General features: G+C 60.4%; 13 protein-coding genes. 7 read left to right on the top strand and 6 right to left on the bottom strand.

Going from position 1 to position 15,829, the window contains the following annotated elements:
- Entirely contained in the window at positions 1-657 is a 657-nt protein-coding gene (locus AC0L2L_RS29215) for a LuxR C-terminal-related transcriptional regulator (protein WP_473583333.1), read from the bottom strand.
- Between the two features lie 427 nt (positions 658-1,084).
- Here AC0L2L_RS29215 and AC0L2L_RS29220 point away from each other — a divergent pair, with 427 nt between their 5' ends.
- The 7 genes from AC0L2L_RS29220 to AC0L2L_RS29250 all read left to right on the top strand — a co-directional run bounded on the left by AC0L2L_RS29220 (position 1,085) and on the right by AC0L2L_RS29250 (position 7,989).
- Positions 1,085-1,807: a nucleotidyltransferase family protein gene (locus tag AC0L2L_RS29220; RefSeq protein WP_027168625.1), complete on the top strand. Its 723-nt coding sequence runs from the start codon at positions 1,085-1,087 to the stop codon at positions 1,805-1,807.
- Between the two features lie 38 nt (positions 1,808-1,845).
- Positions 1,846-2,982, top strand: coding sequence for a DegT/DnrJ/EryC1/StrS family aminotransferase (locus AC0L2L_RS29225; RefSeq protein ID WP_473583334.1), 1,137 nt, complete (start codon positions 1,846-1,848; stop codon positions 2,980-2,982).
- Entirely contained in the window at positions 2,979-3,653 is a 675-nt protein-coding gene (locus AC0L2L_RS29230; RefSeq protein ID WP_473583335.1) for a sugar transferase, read from the top strand. The genes AC0L2L_RS29225 and AC0L2L_RS29230 overlap by 4 nt, the downstream gene beginning before the upstream one ends.
- A 67-nt stretch (positions 3,654-3,720) precedes the next feature.
- Complete coding sequence (locus tag AC0L2L_RS29235; protein ID WP_473583336.1) at positions 3,721-4,725, top strand: SDR family NAD(P)-dependent oxidoreductase; 1,005 nt, start codon at positions 3,721-3,723, stop codon at positions 4,723-4,725.
- The gene (locus tag AC0L2L_RS29240; RefSeq protein WP_473583337.1) at positions 4,722-5,987 is read left to right on the top strand and encodes a hypothetical protein; all 1,266 of its coding nucleotides are present in this window, start codon (positions 4,722-4,724) and stop codon (positions 5,985-5,987) included. Before AC0L2L_RS29235 ends, AC0L2L_RS29240 begins: the two co-directional genes overlap by 4 nt.
- Entirely contained in the window at positions 5,974-7,236 is a 1,263-nt protein-coding gene (locus AC0L2L_RS29245) for a polysaccharide biosynthesis/export family protein (protein ID WP_473583338.1), read from the top strand. The genes AC0L2L_RS29240 and AC0L2L_RS29245 overlap by 14 nt, the downstream gene beginning before the upstream one ends.
- A gap of 60 nt (positions 7,237-7,296) precedes the next feature.
- On the top strand, positions 7,297-7,989 hold the full coding sequence (locus AC0L2L_RS29250; protein WP_473583339.1) for a N5-glutamine methyltransferase family protein: 693 nt from the start codon (positions 7,297-7,299) through the stop codon (positions 7,987-7,989).
- A 19-nt stretch (positions 7,990-8,008) separates the two neighbouring features.
- Here AC0L2L_RS29250 and AC0L2L_RS29255 read toward each other — a convergent pair whose 3' ends face one another.
- Genes AC0L2L_RS29255 through AC0L2L_RS29275 form a run of 5 tightly spaced genes read right to left on the bottom strand, consistent with a single transcriptional unit; the run spans position 8,009 to position 15,634 of the window.
- On the bottom strand, positions 8,009-8,284 hold the full coding sequence (locus tag AC0L2L_RS29255; protein ID WP_473583340.1) for an acyl carrier protein: 276 nt from the start codon (positions 8,282-8,284) through the stop codon (positions 8,009-8,011).
- Between the two features lie 51 nt (positions 8,285-8,335).
- Positions 8,336-9,889, bottom strand: coding sequence for a class I adenylate-forming enzyme family protein (locus AC0L2L_RS29260; protein WP_473583341.1), 1,554 nt, complete (start codon positions 9,887-9,889; stop codon positions 8,336-8,338).
- A complete protein-coding gene (gene asnB / locus AC0L2L_RS29265) occupies positions 9,886-11,907 on the bottom strand; it encodes an asparagine synthase (glutamine-hydrolyzing) (RefSeq protein ID WP_473583342.1) in 2,022 nt (673 codons plus the stop codon). Before asnB ends, AC0L2L_RS29260 begins: the two co-directional genes overlap by 4 nt.
- Before the next feature lie 5 nt (positions 11,908-11,912).
- A complete protein-coding gene (gene nadE, locus AC0L2L_RS29270; protein WP_473583349.1) occupies positions 11,913-12,872 on the bottom strand; it encodes an NAD(+) synthase in 960 nt (319 codons plus the stop codon).
- 20 nt (positions 12,873-12,892) lie between these two features.
- Positions 12,893-15,634 (bottom strand): AMP-binding protein, encoded by a 2,742-nt coding sequence (locus tag AC0L2L_RS29275; protein WP_473583343.1) that lies wholly within the window; start codon positions 15,632-15,634, stop codon positions 12,893-12,895.
- Positions 15,635-15,829: the final 195 nt, after the last annotated feature.

Raw genomic sequence — 15,829 nt, forward strand, 5'->3', positions numbered from 1 at the left:
TCACACTGTTCCCAACCAAGTCTTTATCAGAACTGCGGCTTCCGTGCGGTTTCGAACCCCCAATTCCCGCATAATTGCGGCCGCATGAATCTTCGTCGTAGCCTCGGCGATGTCGAGATCTCTCGCAATTTCCTTGTTTGAATATCCTTCGGCCATCAGCCTCAGAACGTCCTTCTGCCGGGATGTGAGCCTTTCGAGAGCGCCGGTACCGACGCTGCTCCCGTGACGGAGCTCGGGCGTCTGCTCGTGCGTTCCCAAGTGCCGCGACAGGAGCGCCGGGACGTAGATGCGACCTGACAGAATTTCCTTGACTGCCAGCACGACCTCGTCATCCGTTTGCGATTTCACGATATAGCCGTGCAACCCCACATTCAGAGCAGTCAGGATTTCGGAGCGTGAATCGTTTCCGGAAACAATCGCAAACCGCGTGTCCGGGTATGCCGCTAGGACGTCGCTCAGCACTTCTTGCGAGAAGAGCCCCGGCATATTCAGGTCAAGCATCGCCAGGCTGACGCATTTCTGTTCGGCAAGGAGACTAACCGCCGCATCGAAACATGTTGCTTCGAATATCTCGATGTCCTCGATGCCGGCGCTCAGCGCCAACCGCAAGCCACGCCTGTACAGGCCGTGATCATCGGCGATGACGATCTTGTACATCTCACCCCAACGCACACATCTCCGGCATGCAGACACCGGCAGGCGTCCAGAACGTTATTTTGGTAGCGAAGTCGTTCTGTGACGATACCGGCTTGGCCCTTTGCCGGACCAATAAAAACCTTGACCCTCTCAACCCTCTCGTAAACCTTTCCAGGTCGCAGACTACTCCGCGTTTACCATGATGCAAAGTCAGACCTTGGTCTGTTGCACCGCACCCGACATGGCGGCTTCCAACCGTTTTGCCACCCGCCACCTCCGCAGCGCGCCATTCGAACGCACGACGACAGGTCTGCTGCCCGAGCGTAATTTCGCACCTAATTCGGAGCACGTCCGGCAGCCCAAACGTCATAATCCAGCCGGACGCGTGAACTTTCGGACGCTGAGCTTGATTGTTGGACAGTATGGCCTTGTGCGCAGGGAGTGTCATATGAAAGCGGTTATCCAATGCGGTGGAATGGGCATGCGCCTGCGCCCGTTCACATCGGTTCTGCCAAAGCCTCTGATGCCTATCGGCGCTCGGCCGGTGCTTGAGTTGCTGCTTAAATGGCTACGGCGCAACGGTATTGAAATCGTCTACGTCACAACCGGCTACCTGGGCCATCTGATCCGCAGCGTGTGCGGTGATGGTTCGCAATGGAACCTCAAAATATGCTACACACAGGAAATGGAACCGCTCGGGACCATCGGCCCACTCTCCTTGATCAGAGAGGAACTGGATGAACCGTTTCTGGTCCTCAACGGCGATGTGCTAACCGACCTCAGCCTCAGCCGTTTCGTGGCGGCGCATCGCGCGCACAAGGATCTGGTTACAATCGCGACGGCAGCGCGTGTCACCAAAATGGACTTTGGCGTCATCGACGAGGTTAATGACACTGTCCAAGTGTTTCGCGAAAAGCCTGCGCTTACGCATCTGGTAAGCATGGGAATTTACTGCATGGATCCAGCCGTTCTGCAGTTCATTCCATCGGGCATTCCCTTCGGATTCGACGATCTCATGCTGCAAATGCTGCAAGATGGGCAGATCGTGCATGTCTACAAGCACGAAGGTCTTTGGTTGGACATTGGCCGCGTCGAAGATTTTCAGAAGGCGCAAACGATTTCCTGGGAGGAGCAGTCGGCTTCCATAGAGGTAGCCGCGGCTGCTGCCTGAGGCCGTTTCGAGGCGCGAGAGTTCACCGGGAGGTTGGGATGCTCTTGGTTAGTGCCCCCGTGTTGGGTGTGCCGGAGAAGGCCGCTTTGTCGAAGGTGATTGACAGCGGCTGGCTGACGATGGGCGAACGCGTCAGAGCATTTGAGGAGGCATTTGCAGCGGTGCACGGCGCCGATGATTGTGTCGCCGTCGCCTCCTGCACCGCAGCCCTGCACCTCATCCTCCATGGACTTGGGATCGGACCCGGTGACGAGGTCCTGGTGCCTTCACTGACGTTCGTGGCGACTGTAAACGCGGTCTTGTATGTCGGGGCCAAGCCAATCTTCGTCGATATAGAATCAGATGACGTGCCCCTGATGTCGGTCGAAGATGCGGAGGCAAGCTGCACCTCCCGCACCAGGGCCGTGATCCTCGTCCATTTCGCCGGCTATCTCGCGAGCAAGCAGGAGTGGCAGACATTCGCAAGTGTGCGAGGGCTCTACATCATCGAGGACGCCGCACATGCTCCTGGCCTGAAAGAGGTGGGGACCTATGGTGCGGCGGCGGCGTTCAGTTTCTACGGCAACAAGAACATGACCACCGCCGAAGGCGGCGTTGTCATTACGCGCGACCCCGACTTACGGGAGAAGGTTCGCCTGGCGCGTGGCCATGGCATGACCACCGGCACGCATCAGAGACTGAACAGCCGCACCGCGCAATATGATGTGACCATGCTGGGCTTCAATTATCGCATGGATGAAATGCGGGCTGCCATCGGCCTGGTGCAGCTGCGCAATTTGCAGGAATGGAATGAGGTCAGGCGCATACTCGTCGCGCTGTATCGACGCCTCATCGCCATGCGCTGCCCAGCCATCTCGATGCCGTTTGTCGAAGCGCGCACCTCTGCCTATCACATCATGCCGATCCTTTTGCCGCGCGGCGTCAACAGGCAAGATGTCATCGATCAATTGCGGGCGCAGGGCATACAGACGACAATTCACTATCCGCCCGTGCATCATATGACGTTCTACCGGGAGCTCTTTCCCGGAGTTCACCTGCCGCGGACGGAGGCTTTCGCCGACCGTGAGCTGACCATTCCGCTCCATCCGCAGATAACGTCTCCCGTGGCGGAGGCAGTGGTGGATGCCCTGGCATCCACCCTCAACAGTTGCGCTCGGGCAGGGGCTGCGGCATGAATGCGTTCGACATGCCCCTTGGCCGGCTTGCAATGCGCCGCGCAAGCCATGGACTTTGCCGACGCGCCATGGACATCATCGCCGCGTTTGTCGGCCTCGTTGCCCTGTCGCCGCTAATGCTGTTTGTCGCAGTGGCGCTGCTGATCGAAGGCGGTCGTCCCCTGCTTTTTGTTCAGCCTCGCATAGGCGCCGGCGGTCAGCTTTTCCAGATGTACAAATTCCGAAAATTCTACCCGCGGTGCGATGCGGGAGGCCTTGCGCTCACCCTTGCCAACGACGTTCGGATGACGACGGTGGGCAGGTTTCTCGCTTTCAGCAAATTGGATGAATTGCCGCAGTTGTGGAACGTCCTGAGAGGCGAAATGGCTCTGGTCGGCCCGCGTCCTGAGACTTTGTCTTTCGCCGAGTGCTTCAGGGACGGCTACGAAGCCGTGTTGCAATACAAGCCAGGCTTGTTCGGCCCTGCTCAGATCGTGTTCCGCCACGAGGCTCTATTCTATCCTCCTGATGTCGAGCCGACCGTTTTCTACAAGGAAGTCCTGTTTCCGGCAAAGGCCAGGATCGATCTCTCTTATTATGGTCGCCGGACCATCGTCTCGGACGCAGCCCTCATCATTCGAGGTGTTTTCATCGTCCTCGGCATGGCCGCGGAACATCCAAGCGGTACTTGAACCTTTCTGATGATGGTTCGCGGTATTCGCAAAGTGAGGGTCAAGGCGGTGCAGGACTTGTCTGGTCATGACCTATAAGGGCAAAAGAGTTCTGGTCACCGGCGCGGATGGGTTCATAGGATCGCACCTGACCGAAGCCTTGGTTCGCGCCGGTGCCGATGTGACGGGCCTAGCTCTCTACAATTCTTTCGACAGCCATGGGTGGCTGGATGATCTGCCGGACGAGATCCGAAGCCAGCTAAAGCGCGTCCGCGGCGACGTTCGTGACAGTGCGTTCCTCAACAGGATCGTTCGTGGCCAAGCCGTCGTGTTTCATCTCGCGGCGCTGATTGCTATTCCGTACTCTTACACAGCCGTCGAATCCTATGTAGCAACCAACGTCATGGGCACGGTGAATGTTCTCGAAGCGGCTCGCCAGTGGGATACGGAGCGTGTGGTGCATACCTCGACCAGCGAGGTCTACGGCACCGCTCTAAGCATGCCGATCAGTGAATCCCATCCGTTGCAGGGGCAATCGCCATATTCGGCCTCCAAGATCGGGGCCGACATGATGGCGGAGTCCTACGCTCGATCGTTTCATATGCCCGTCGTGGTGCTTCGTCCGTTCAACACATTCGGACCGCGGCAAAGCGAACGGGCAATCGTGCCGACGATCATCAGGCAGGCCCTCGATCCGAAATGTCCAGCCATCATGGTGGGTGACACCAGCCCGGTCCGCGACCTTACCTTCGTTGAAGACACCGCGGCGGCGTTCCTCAGTGCAGGCTCTGCCGAGCTGGAATACGGGCGTGCCTATAATGCCGGAAGCCAGCAGGCCGTGACGATATCGGACGTGCTGGACCTTGTACTGGAGCTGAGCGGGTCCAACAAGCCGGTCCATCGCGACGAGGGGCGGCTGCGGCCGCAAAATTCCGAGGTGCGGGCTCTGCTGGCAAATTCATCCCGGCTTGAGGCCGCGACGGGATGGAGGGCACAGACCAGTCTGCGCGAGGGCTTGAGCCAGACCATCGCGTGGTGGCGGGCACGCCTCCGTCAGGGCCTTGTACGTCATGAGATGGGCTACATGACATGAGGCTTCCCGCGCTTGCTGCTCTACTGCTGGTTTGCGTTGCGGCGCTCCTAAGTCTTCGGACGGCCGGCGGTCAAGGAAGCAACACATCCACCGGCTTCGTGGCGCCGGTGGCGATGGCTTTGCCTGATTATCGTCATCCCGCGACCGACCCGGCATTTGGCACAAGCTTCGTTCGGATCACCAAGCCCGGGGCTCTCGGAAATGGTGTCGTCTGCGGGCCTAAACATTGCAGCCATCGCTATTCGAGCGCCCAAGCCTGGAACGCGGACCAGACATTGCTCCTCCTCGACAACGGTTGCAACGGAATGTGCTTTCTCGACGGGCACACCTATGTGGCGCTGTTTAGTCGCAACAGAGGAGGGGAATGTGAGTGGCACCCCCGAAATCCCGACCTGATGATCTGCGTTCAAGGCCGGACGATTTCGACCTGGGCGCCACGAACGAATGAGGAAGAAATCCTGTTCATCTCAGCGGCGTATCACGATCTGAGATTTGGGCCATCAAAAGGCAATCCCAGCCGGGACGGCAGCCGGATCGCGGTCCGCGCAATCAGCAAGGACGGCAAAGACGTTGTTTTTGCCTATGATCTAAATCAACGGTTGAAATTCCCGGACATCGACCTTGCTCAAGTTCCCGGGACGACCAGTTCCTGTACGATTTCTCCACTCGGAACGACAATTCTGTGTTCTCCAAACCAGATTGACGGCACCGAACAAAGAGTCATTTTTGCCGTTGACGGCACTCTGCGTCAGAGATGGACGGACCATCATCGGCCCGGTCACGGCGACATGACACTCGACGACGACGGAAGCGAGGTTTTCGTTGGGATCAGCAAATCAGATCCAGACAAGTATCACATAGTCAAACGAAGGCTGTCGGACGGGAAAGTCACTTCCCTTACCGCGTTCGGCGAGGCCGAGCATGCGTCAACCCGCGCACTAAACAGGCCCGGGTGGGCATTCGTAAGCTATGGGGGCGACCCGGATGAGGTTTCGGCCAATCCAACCTGGGCTCCCTATGCACGCGAGGTCATTGCGCTTCGGATCGACGGCAGCGGCGCCGTCCGACGCATTGCGCAGACACGAAATGTTCCATTCGATTATTGGAGCGAAACACATGCCTCGCCTTCTCCGGATGGCTCGCAGGTAATTTGGTCAAGCAATTGGGGCGTGCCTGGCGGGCCAGTTTACGAGTTCGTGACCCGTCTTGACTGGCCCAAACAACACGACCCGAAGGAGCTTGTTGCGAATGGTCAACCTTAGCCGACTCTTCCTTGCGGTTCTTGCTCTGCTCAGCACTCTGCCTGTGGCCGTGGCGGCCGATCCCTCATCAGCGTATCGGATTTCACCAGGAGACACGGTCGAAATCGGAATAATATCCATTCCCAACCGAACGCAGCGCGCGGTTGTCCAGATCGATGGCACAATCGCGCTGCCTGAAGCCGGCACGGTTTCAGTCGGCGGCCTGACTCCTCCCGAATTGCAGACCCGCATGCAGGCGATTCTGCCGACCAAGATCTTTCATATCCGCATGCCCGATGGCCGTGAACAGATGGCGGTTGTCAGACCGAGCGACGTGACGGCCGTCATTGCCGAATATCGTCCCGTCTATGTAACCGGCGATGTGCTCACCCCCGGACAGCAGGCCTATCGTCCGCTCATGACCGTGCGACAGGCGATCGCTGTGGCCGGCGGCTTCAGCCTGTTGCGGGCGCGGGCCAACCAGCCGGGCCCGGATCCGACGGATCTGCGGCGCGACTATGAGATGATCTGGGGAGAATACACCAGGGACTACTTGCACAGCGCGCGCCTGCGCGCGGAGCTCGACAAGCAGGAAAGCTTCGACATGCAGCCTCCGCAAGGATCGCCGCTTTCCCCTTCGCTCGCCGCGGGGATAGCGAAGGCCGAAGCGGAGGCGCTCAAGCTTTCCCTCGGCAATTTTCGGCAAGAGCAGAGCTTTGTCGAAAAAGGCGCCAAAGATGCCGCAGCGCAGATCGAAGCGCTCATGAAGCGCGCGCAAGATGAATCGGATGGGGTAAAGGCTGACGAAGAGGACCTGGAGCAGGTCACCAAGCTGTTCAAGGCTGGCAACCTGACGAATAACAGGCTCGCCGACGTGCGGCGCGCCGTCCTGCTTTCGTCCAGCCGGGCGCTGGAAACATCGGTCGAGCTCATGAGAACACGGCGCCAGCAGGATGATTTTGCCAGGCAGCTCGAGCGCAACGAGAACCAAAGGCGCATCGCTTTGCTGAACGAATTGCGGGATGCCGAGGTTCGGCTGGCCGACATCGGCACCAGGCTTCGCGCAGCAAGCCAGAAGTTGCAGCCACTCGGTGCAACCGCCGCGCCGCTTTCAATCGCCGGCGAAACCGTTCGAGCTCAGATGACGATCGTCCGCAACGTCGATGGGCAATGGCGCAAGCAGGTTTCCGGCGAGGACGCCGAGGTGGCGCCGGGAGATACGATCGAAGTCAGATTCAGCAACGAATTGGAGAGTGCAGCGGCACAATAGCATAAGCTTCGTGCTTCTGCGTCGTCCGGCGAGCGCCCGATCTCGTTGTGGAGGCAAGCCTTGAGCAAAGATGTCGATGTCGCTGACGCCTATAGCAAAGGTAGCGCGACCTTCATGGGAGTGGAGATGCTTGTTGCATCCGGCGCGCTTGTCCCGAGGCCGGAGACGGAGCTGTTAGGCTCGACTGCCGTCGACGTCTTGCATCAAATGAACCTGCCGGCTCCGCGCGTTGTCGATATGTGCTGCGGCGCCGGCAATCTTGCCTGCGCTATCGCCCATCAGCTCCAGACGGCGCGGGTATGGGCAAGCGATCTTACCGATGCATGTGTCGAGGTGGCGCGCCGGAATGTCGTCCACCATGGGCTAGCCGACCGGGTTTCGGTGCTGCAGGGCGATTTGTTCGAGGCTCTTTCCACCGTGGTGCCGCAAGGCACGATCGACGTTATCGTATGCAATCCGCCTTACATTTCGGAAAAACGGCTTGAGGGCGACAGCTCTCATCTGGTCGCTCTCGAGCCGCGCGAGGCTTTCGCGGCCGGGCCCTACGGCATCGCTATCCATATGCGGGTAGTGAAAGATGCCCACCGCTATCTGCGGCCCGGTGGCGCCCTCCTGTTCGAGGTCGGCCTGGGTCAGGATCGCCAGGTCGCAAGCCTGCTGGAGCGCAGCAAGGGCTACGACAATATCCGCGTCATCAGCAACCTAGCCGGCGAGCCGCGCGTCGTGCTCGGATGCGCAAAGCCGCAGGCCTGAGCAACCCGCAGCTCGGATTTCATCCTCTCTTGCGCGCGATGAAGTGCGCTATTCCCTGGATGGAGTCGAGGTTCTCCGGCAAGAGTTCACTGTCTTCGACGATAATGCCAAAGGTCTCCTCGATGAAGCCGATGATCTCGAGCACGCCGGTGGAATCGACGATGCCCTGGTCGAGCAGCGATTCCGTCGTGCTGAGGGATTTGACGTCGGCGATGTAGAAGTTCGATGCCAGGAAATCCCGGATTTGTTTTGTATAAATGTCGCCCGCGGGCTTCGTCACCAAAATCGAATCCATCAATCCACCTCCGGCAAAAAGGAAAATACGGTCCGCGCCGTCCAATAAGCGCTAGGAAAGAGCTGCCTTCTTGAGTTTCCCCGTGTCGGTCATCGGCAGGCTGGGTACGATGACGATGGACTTCGGGACCATGAAGTTTTCAAGCTGCTTCTGGCATTCCAACTGTAGCTGCTTCTCGCCGATAACCCTTCCCTGCTCGACAACGACGAAGGCCTTCACCGCCTGGCCCAGAAGCTCGTCAGGGACACCGACCACCGCAGCCTCCTTGACGCCTGGAATATTCACCAGGACGTTTTCGACTTCCTTCGGGGCAACTTTCTCGCCCCGGGATTTTATGATCTCGTCACCGCGACCGACGAAGTAGAGATAGCCGTCCGCGTCCATTCGGCAGTAGTCTCCTGTGTAGAGCACCTGCTCGCCCGGCACGGGACCGGGTTTGAGCTTCCTGGCGGTCGCCTCCGGTTTGCCCCAGTAGCCCTTCATCACCGTCGCGCCGCGGATAACAAGCTGGCCGACAGTCCCGGGCTCGACGCGCCTGTCGTTCTCGTCGACGATCCACATTTCCGTGTTGGGGATCGCGATCCCCACGCTCAGCGGTTTTCGCTTCAAATCTTCCGGCGGCAGGTAGGTGCAGCGCTTGCACTCGGTGAGGCCGTACATCGAATAGATGCGGGCGCCCGCAAACAGATCCCTCAGCATGGCGATGTGCTTGAGCGGCAGGGCAGCCGCGGTATTGGTTACATAGCGGATGCTCGAAAAGTCGTGATCCCTCAGCGATTTTAGCTCCGCAAGCGATGCGAAGATGGTCGGAACCCCAGGGAAGCCTGTAATCTTCTCGTCCTTGATGATCTGTAGAATCTGCGCCGGAAAGGCGAAAGAGCGTTCGAGGACGAGCCGAGCTCCGGTGCGGAACGCCATCAGCATCTGATAGAGGCCGTAGTCGAAGGCGAGGGGCAGAACGTTGAGGATCACGTCATCTTCGCGAAGCTCCAGATATGACGCTATCGACGTGCATGCCGCGGTCATGTTGCGATGCGTCAGCATCACGCCTTTGGGCTCACCTGTGGACCCCGACGTATAGATGATCGCGGCGAGGTCGATGTCGATCGATTTGCGTTCCGGTGCGGCTGGTGTTCTTTCGGCCGCTGTTTCCCAGCGCATCGCGCAGGGCAGCCGGCTGAACTGGTCGTCATTGATCGGCCCCGACACGATCATCTTGCGCAGCGAGCGACAATTGTGTGCCGGCCCGTCGAACACGGAGCGCAGATGCTGGTCGGTGATCAGCGCCGCCGGTCGGCAATCGCTAAGAAGGTAGTCGAGCTTCTGGCTTTTGGTGAGCGGGTTGACGATGCATACGACGGCGTTGGCCTTCAGCACCGCCCAGAAGCTGACGACCGTCTCGACCGTGTTGTCGGCGAAGATCATCACGCGGTCGCCGCGTTGCACGCCGGCTGTTACCAGACATTGTGCGAGCCCGTTGGAACGCTCGTCGATTTCGGCGTAGGAGACGCGTTTCCTGTTGCAAACCAACGCCACCTTGCCGCCGAGCCGGCCGGCGGCGTGGATCAGGTAATCATGCAGCAGCGGTACGGCACCATCGATCATGCCGGCGCCCTTTCCCGATGTTCGTAGTCGATGTCGATGCTGAGATCCCGCCTTGTCGCGCCGGCGGGGCGGTTTGCGACAAATTGTTGGTGCAGAAGCTGTGTCGACAGAACGCCAACCAGGGCCATGTTGTCGGAGTTCGACATGTCGCCCCCGCCGGTTCGAGCCCGGCACTTTTCGACCAGCCGGCTCACCGACTGCGGATCGAAGACGCCGACTGCCCGCACTGCCGTCTCGGACAAGGCATCACCGATGTAGGCCGGCGCGGCGTGGGCAAAGAAGCTCATTGCATTCGGCGCCCGATAGGGTTGCTTCTTTCGGGCGACAACCGGCGGCGGTAGGATGGGCGATGCGACGCGTTTCAGCACGTGCTTCTCGTCGAGACCCCGCAGCTTGTAAGCGTCCGGAAGCGCATTCGCCAACGCGACGACGTTATCGTCCAGGAAGGGAAACCGGCCCTCGATGGAATGGGCCATCAGCATCCTGTCGCCTTGCGAGGAGAGCAGATAGCTCGACATCAGAGTCCGGATCTCCAGATACTGGTCCTGGGCGAGGAAACTCCAGCGCTTGAATTCGGCCGGCAGCGTGGAGAGCAGTTCAGTCACGGCGTCGTGGCGTTCGCAGGCGGCGCACATATCCGGGCAGAACAGGCGTTTGATGGCGCTGGTGGTACGCCAGCGCGTGTCATGCGCAAATCCGGCCACGGCGTGGGCCTCGATGTTGCGGCCGAAGAATTGCCGGGCCAGCGCCTGCTGATGGACCGGTGAACGCGACAGGTAAGGGTAGAGCCGTTCGAGCAGCCGAGCGCGCCCCGTCGAAGCCGGCTGGCGTCCCCAGAAGCGGCGCACCTTGCCCTCGCGAAACAGGTCATAACCGGCGAACATCTCGTCGGCGCCTTCCCCGGTCAGCACCACCTTGATGCCGTGTTCCCGCACCAGTCTTGACAGCAGGAAGAGCGGTGCCGGGGCGGTCCTGAGGATCGGCCGCTCGGTGTGGCGGATCACCTCGGGGAATATCTCCGCGATGTCGCTGCGCGAAACGATCAGTTCATGGTGCTCGCTCCCCGTGTGGGCGGCAACGAGCCGCTGGAAATCGGTCTCGTCATATTCGGCATCCGCAAAACGCAGCGAAAAGGTCTGGAAGCGCTCACCGGCGAAGCGTCTGCCGAGTGTGGCGACCAAGGAACTGTCCAGCCCGCCGGACAGATAGCAGCCAACAGGCACATCGGCCTGCAAAATTCGCAATGCCGTCGCGGCTTCGAGAGCCAGCCGCACCTCGTCGACCGCCTCGTCCAAGGAGCCGCTAAATGGGCCTTGGTCCTGATCAGGAGTTTGCGGGAAGCGCGGTTGCCAGAACGGGTATTCTCGCGCCACACCTTTCTCATAGAGGCGCACATGTCCGGGCGGGAGTTCGCGGATGCCTTGGAACACGTTCCGCGGAGCAACGGCCGCCCACATGGTAAAGGTCTGATCTATGCCTGCCGGATCGAAGGCGCGGGGGATTGCGGCCTCGGCCGCGAAAATCGCTTTGACTTCGCTCGCAAAGAACAGGCGGCCGCCATGCTCGCAAAGATGCAGTGGGCAAATGCCGTAGCGGTCGCGCGACAATACCAGCCGGCCTACAGTCGGATCCCAGATTGCCAGCGCCCATTGGCCGTTCATGCGCTCGAAGGCGGCCTGGCCCCACTCCCGATAGGCATGCAGGACGACTTCGGTATCGCTGCGGGTGCAGAACCGGTGGCCAAGGGCGAACAGCCTGTCGCGCAGTTCGAGATAGTTGAAAATCTCGCCATTGAAAACAATCCACGCCGGGCCGTCTGCGTCGGCGAGGGGCTGCTGCCCATGCTGAAGATCGACGACCGATAAACGGGCATGCGCCAACCCTGCGCGCCTGTCGCGGTACAGCCCGCGTTCGTCGGGACCGCGATGCGCCAGCGCGCCAGCCATGCGCAACAGTGCTTCGCGTGAAGGCGGTTCGGCGGTGGCGTTCAGCGCCAGTATTCCGGCGATCCCGCACATAGGCGTCAGTCCACATCCATCGGCACGGCCGGCAAGGGCCGGGCGTGCAGATAACGTGCTGCCCGGCGCTTGGCTTCGATGTCCTTGAAGACCTTCTCGACCTGGCCACCGGTGAGGCCCGCAGCCGCTGCGACCTCGTCGGCGCATAACCCATGGTTGACGCCATAGAGACATAGATCTGTCAGATGGTAAGGCAGCGCGAAGTAGAACTCCTCCTGGCTTTGCGCCATGGAGAACGTGTCGGTGGTCGGTGGCCTGCGGCGGATTTCTTCGTCCACTCCGAGATATTCCGCCAGCTGATAGACCTGGGTTTTGTAGAGGTGCACGATCGGCATGACATCGGCGATGCCGTCGCCTTGCTTGACGAAGAAACCCTGGTCGTATTCGAGCCGGTTCGGCGTTCCCGCGACAGCGTAGCCGAGGCGATCCGCGTGATAGTATTCGGTCATCTTGCGGATGCGCTGTTTGTAGTTGGTTGCAGCAACGATCTGCAGATAGGCCGCCATAGGGAGCCTAACCGTGTTGACATTGCCCTCGGGGTCTTGAACCGTGAGACGGGTGATGTTGAGGCCTTGGCTCTCCAGGACCGAGGTAAGCACCAGCTTGCACTTCCAACCCTCGTCATAGTCCGGAACGACGGAGCGGATGGCTTCGATCTGCCGGCGATAGGCGCCGATGGCATCAAGCGCAGGGGCTATGTCTTCAACCAGAGTGTCGATGCCTAGCTGGGCCGCGACGACGCGCCCGAGCCTCAGCGAGTCTCCGGAGGAGTCGCGCTCCGGCATGAAGATCCCCAGCACCTTGTCCTTGCCGAAGGCGCGCACGCACAACGCTGCGACGACGGAACTGTCGATGCCGCCCGACAGCCCGACGACCACGCCGCGCCGACGAAGCGTGACCAGAACCTGCTCACGCGTCGATGACACGATGCGGTCCGCCTCCGCGGCGGCATCCAATGCCAGCACTTCCCTGGTAAATCCCGAGATCACGCCGGCTGGCCCTCCAATTGCAGAGTTTCGGCCGTCGTGTAGGTTTGTAGGACGGCTTTTTCGATCAGCGGACGGTTGGTCGCGACGTGAGGCTCCACGACGAGGTCGATGTGTGTGCCGACGATAGGAATCACCTGCAGGTCGCGAAATACTTGATCCCAGCCGATGGCGCGGGACATGCCCGGGCGAGCGCAGCGGAACAGCGTGCCATTGATCGGAAGCACGGCTTTGGGTTCCTCCAGCCAGCGGAAAAACGCCTGAGCCCGCAACACTTCCTGCAGTTCCAGCTTGATGCGGAAGCATGCTCCGTTGAACTGGCCTTCGGTGTAGCGGTCGATCGCGCCAGCGAGACGGGCTTCGCAACCCATTCTGACCGCGATCTTCGCCAGGGCGCGGCAGGCGACGCGATGGAACGAGATGCGGTTGGACCGGAGCCGGCGCGCTGTGCGGGTGACCGTATCCCAGAGGCGGCTGCGCTCGCCCTCAAGGCTTGTGTCGAGGATGCCGAAGAACTTGACGGACCGTCCCGCCTTCAGCAAGCGCACCGCGACTTCCAGCGCGACCGCTCCGCCGAGCGAGTGGCCCAGCAGTCTGACATGTCCCGACGGCTGAGCTCGGCTGACTTGTAGGACCGCGGCGTCTGCCATGTTCGCGAGATCGTTTTGCCCGCTGAGGATGAACGGGAGGCCCGGATACCTGATTGGAACCACCTTTGCTGTTTTGCCCATAGCCGAGGCAAAGGCGGCAAGACTTGGACCGTAGCCGACAGAACCGGGAAACAGGAAAAGGAGCGGCGGGTTGTGCTCGGGCGCGACGTTGCCAGAAGCGGCTGCTTGCGCTGCCACGACCGCCTTGACCATCTCGTCGGCGCTCATCTCGACTGTGAAGCTCTCAAGCCCGAGTTCCTGGCCGATGATATTCTCGATCTCCATCACGCAGTGCAGCAGTTTCAGCGAGTCTCCCCCGGCCTCGTCCCACCTGCCCACGGCTGCTGGCGTGTTGAGAACTTTCATCCATGCCTTCCGCACCGCCGGACCTACTGCCGGATCGTTACCGGCACCAGCGTTTGACGAATGGACAACGGTAGCCGGCTTCCTGGCCAGGAGGTCCATCTTGCCAAGTTTGCCCAGGTCGATCTTTCCGCCGCCAAGGTATGGAATCTCGCCGACCCGGTGGAGCCGCAGAGGCCGCAACGGTGGGGGCAAGGCGTTTGCAATCAACTGGCGCAGGTCATCCACAAAGTTCAGACCCGCGCAATCGCTTGGCACAGCGAATGCGACAAGTTCCCTTGCCTCAGTCACGATCGCTACAGCGTCCTGAACCGATGGGGCGGATCGCAGTACCCTTTCCAGCTCAGCCGGCTCGATACGTCGACCATTGATCTTTATCTGCCGGCCTTTTCGCCCGATGATCCTCAACAGACCATCGCTGTCCAATCGCACGAGATCGCCCGTCGGAAAAATCCGCTCGTGCGGATTGCCGGTGTCCGCTTCGACATTGACGACGGCGCCATTCTCCCAATGTCCAAGGAGAACATAGGGGCTCTTGATTACAAGCTCCCCCGCCTCACCGGGCGGGACGACGTATCCCGCTTCGTCCACGACAGAGAAGGCTATCCCCGGCAAAAGGCGTCCAACCGGCACATCGGGCTCGGCGTTCGGTGGCTCCGGCGGCAGGAACCATTGCGATCCTGTCGTTTCCGTGGACGAATAGCCTATCTGGATGAGGCAATGCGGCTGGACGACTTTGCGCAGAAGGGCAATGTCGGTCCAAAGCACTTTCTCACCCCCGACGCGGACAACTCTAAGCGAACTGAATGTATCGGCAGGAGCGTCGGCCATCAGCGTCCGAAGCAAAGCGGGCACGAGATACGTGACGGTCGTGCCCTGGTCTTGCATCCTCGTGCGAACGCCGCGCAGGCCGATCGCTTCCAATTCGACGAGCTGCAAAGTGGCGCCAGTAAGAATGGCCGCCAGAATCTCACGACAGCCGGCTATCGTGGCCAGACCCGCCAGGGGGAGGAAAACATCCTCCGAACTGATGTGACAGGCCTCGACATATTGTTGCACGCGCCACAGCAAACTGCGCTGGCTGTTAACGATGCCCTTGGGGCGCCCTGTGCTCCCCGAGGTATAAAGAACGATGGCCGGCTCGTCGACTGAGGGTCCTGGAAGGGGCGTCGCCAACAGATCTCGCTCAGAGGCCGAACTTATGCCCATATCGATCCATTGGATATCCGTAGTCAGGTCGCGGGGCCTGTCTCCCATGCCCAGCATGGCCGAGAGCTTGGCCGCTGACATGATCTCCTTGACCCGGTGACCGGGATCTCTCGCATTAAGCGGAATTGAAATCCGTCCGGCTGCCATCGTCGCGAGCATGGCGACGATGCTCCAGACGGAGCATGGCTGACAGATGCCGACCGGCCTACCTTCGGGAACGGCACCCGCAACGCGGCGCGATAGAATCTCGACGGCGGCGCCTAACGCCGAATATGAGAGTTCGTCCGTGCCGTCATGGATAGCGATCTTATGCGGATGCTGCCCTACAACGGCGGCCAGCCGAGGACCGATCCCCATATCCGCAAACCCGGCTGGCAATCGCGGATATGGCCGCAGCGCAGGTCCGCCCTGGTCCAGGGCGTAATCACGCACTTCTACCCACTTGGCGGGCCCCGGTGGAAGAGGAGCCTCATCAAGATCCTGGTCCGCTGCGGGTGCCTTCACATATGCCGGGAGCATGGCTTGCCTGAGCTAGAGATCAGGTTCGGTTATGGATCGCCTCCCCAGATGTTTCATCGATCATTCTGATGATGCTTCCCGGGATTATGGAGGCGAGGGTGGAAGGGCGGCTTAATGCTAGGGGCATGCATTGACGTCAAGCAGGCCGATTCTGGTCACCGGCGCAGCCGGCTTCATAGGTTTTCACCTCTGCCA

It is taken from the genome of Mesorhizobium sp. WSM4832 (assembly GCF_055811115.1).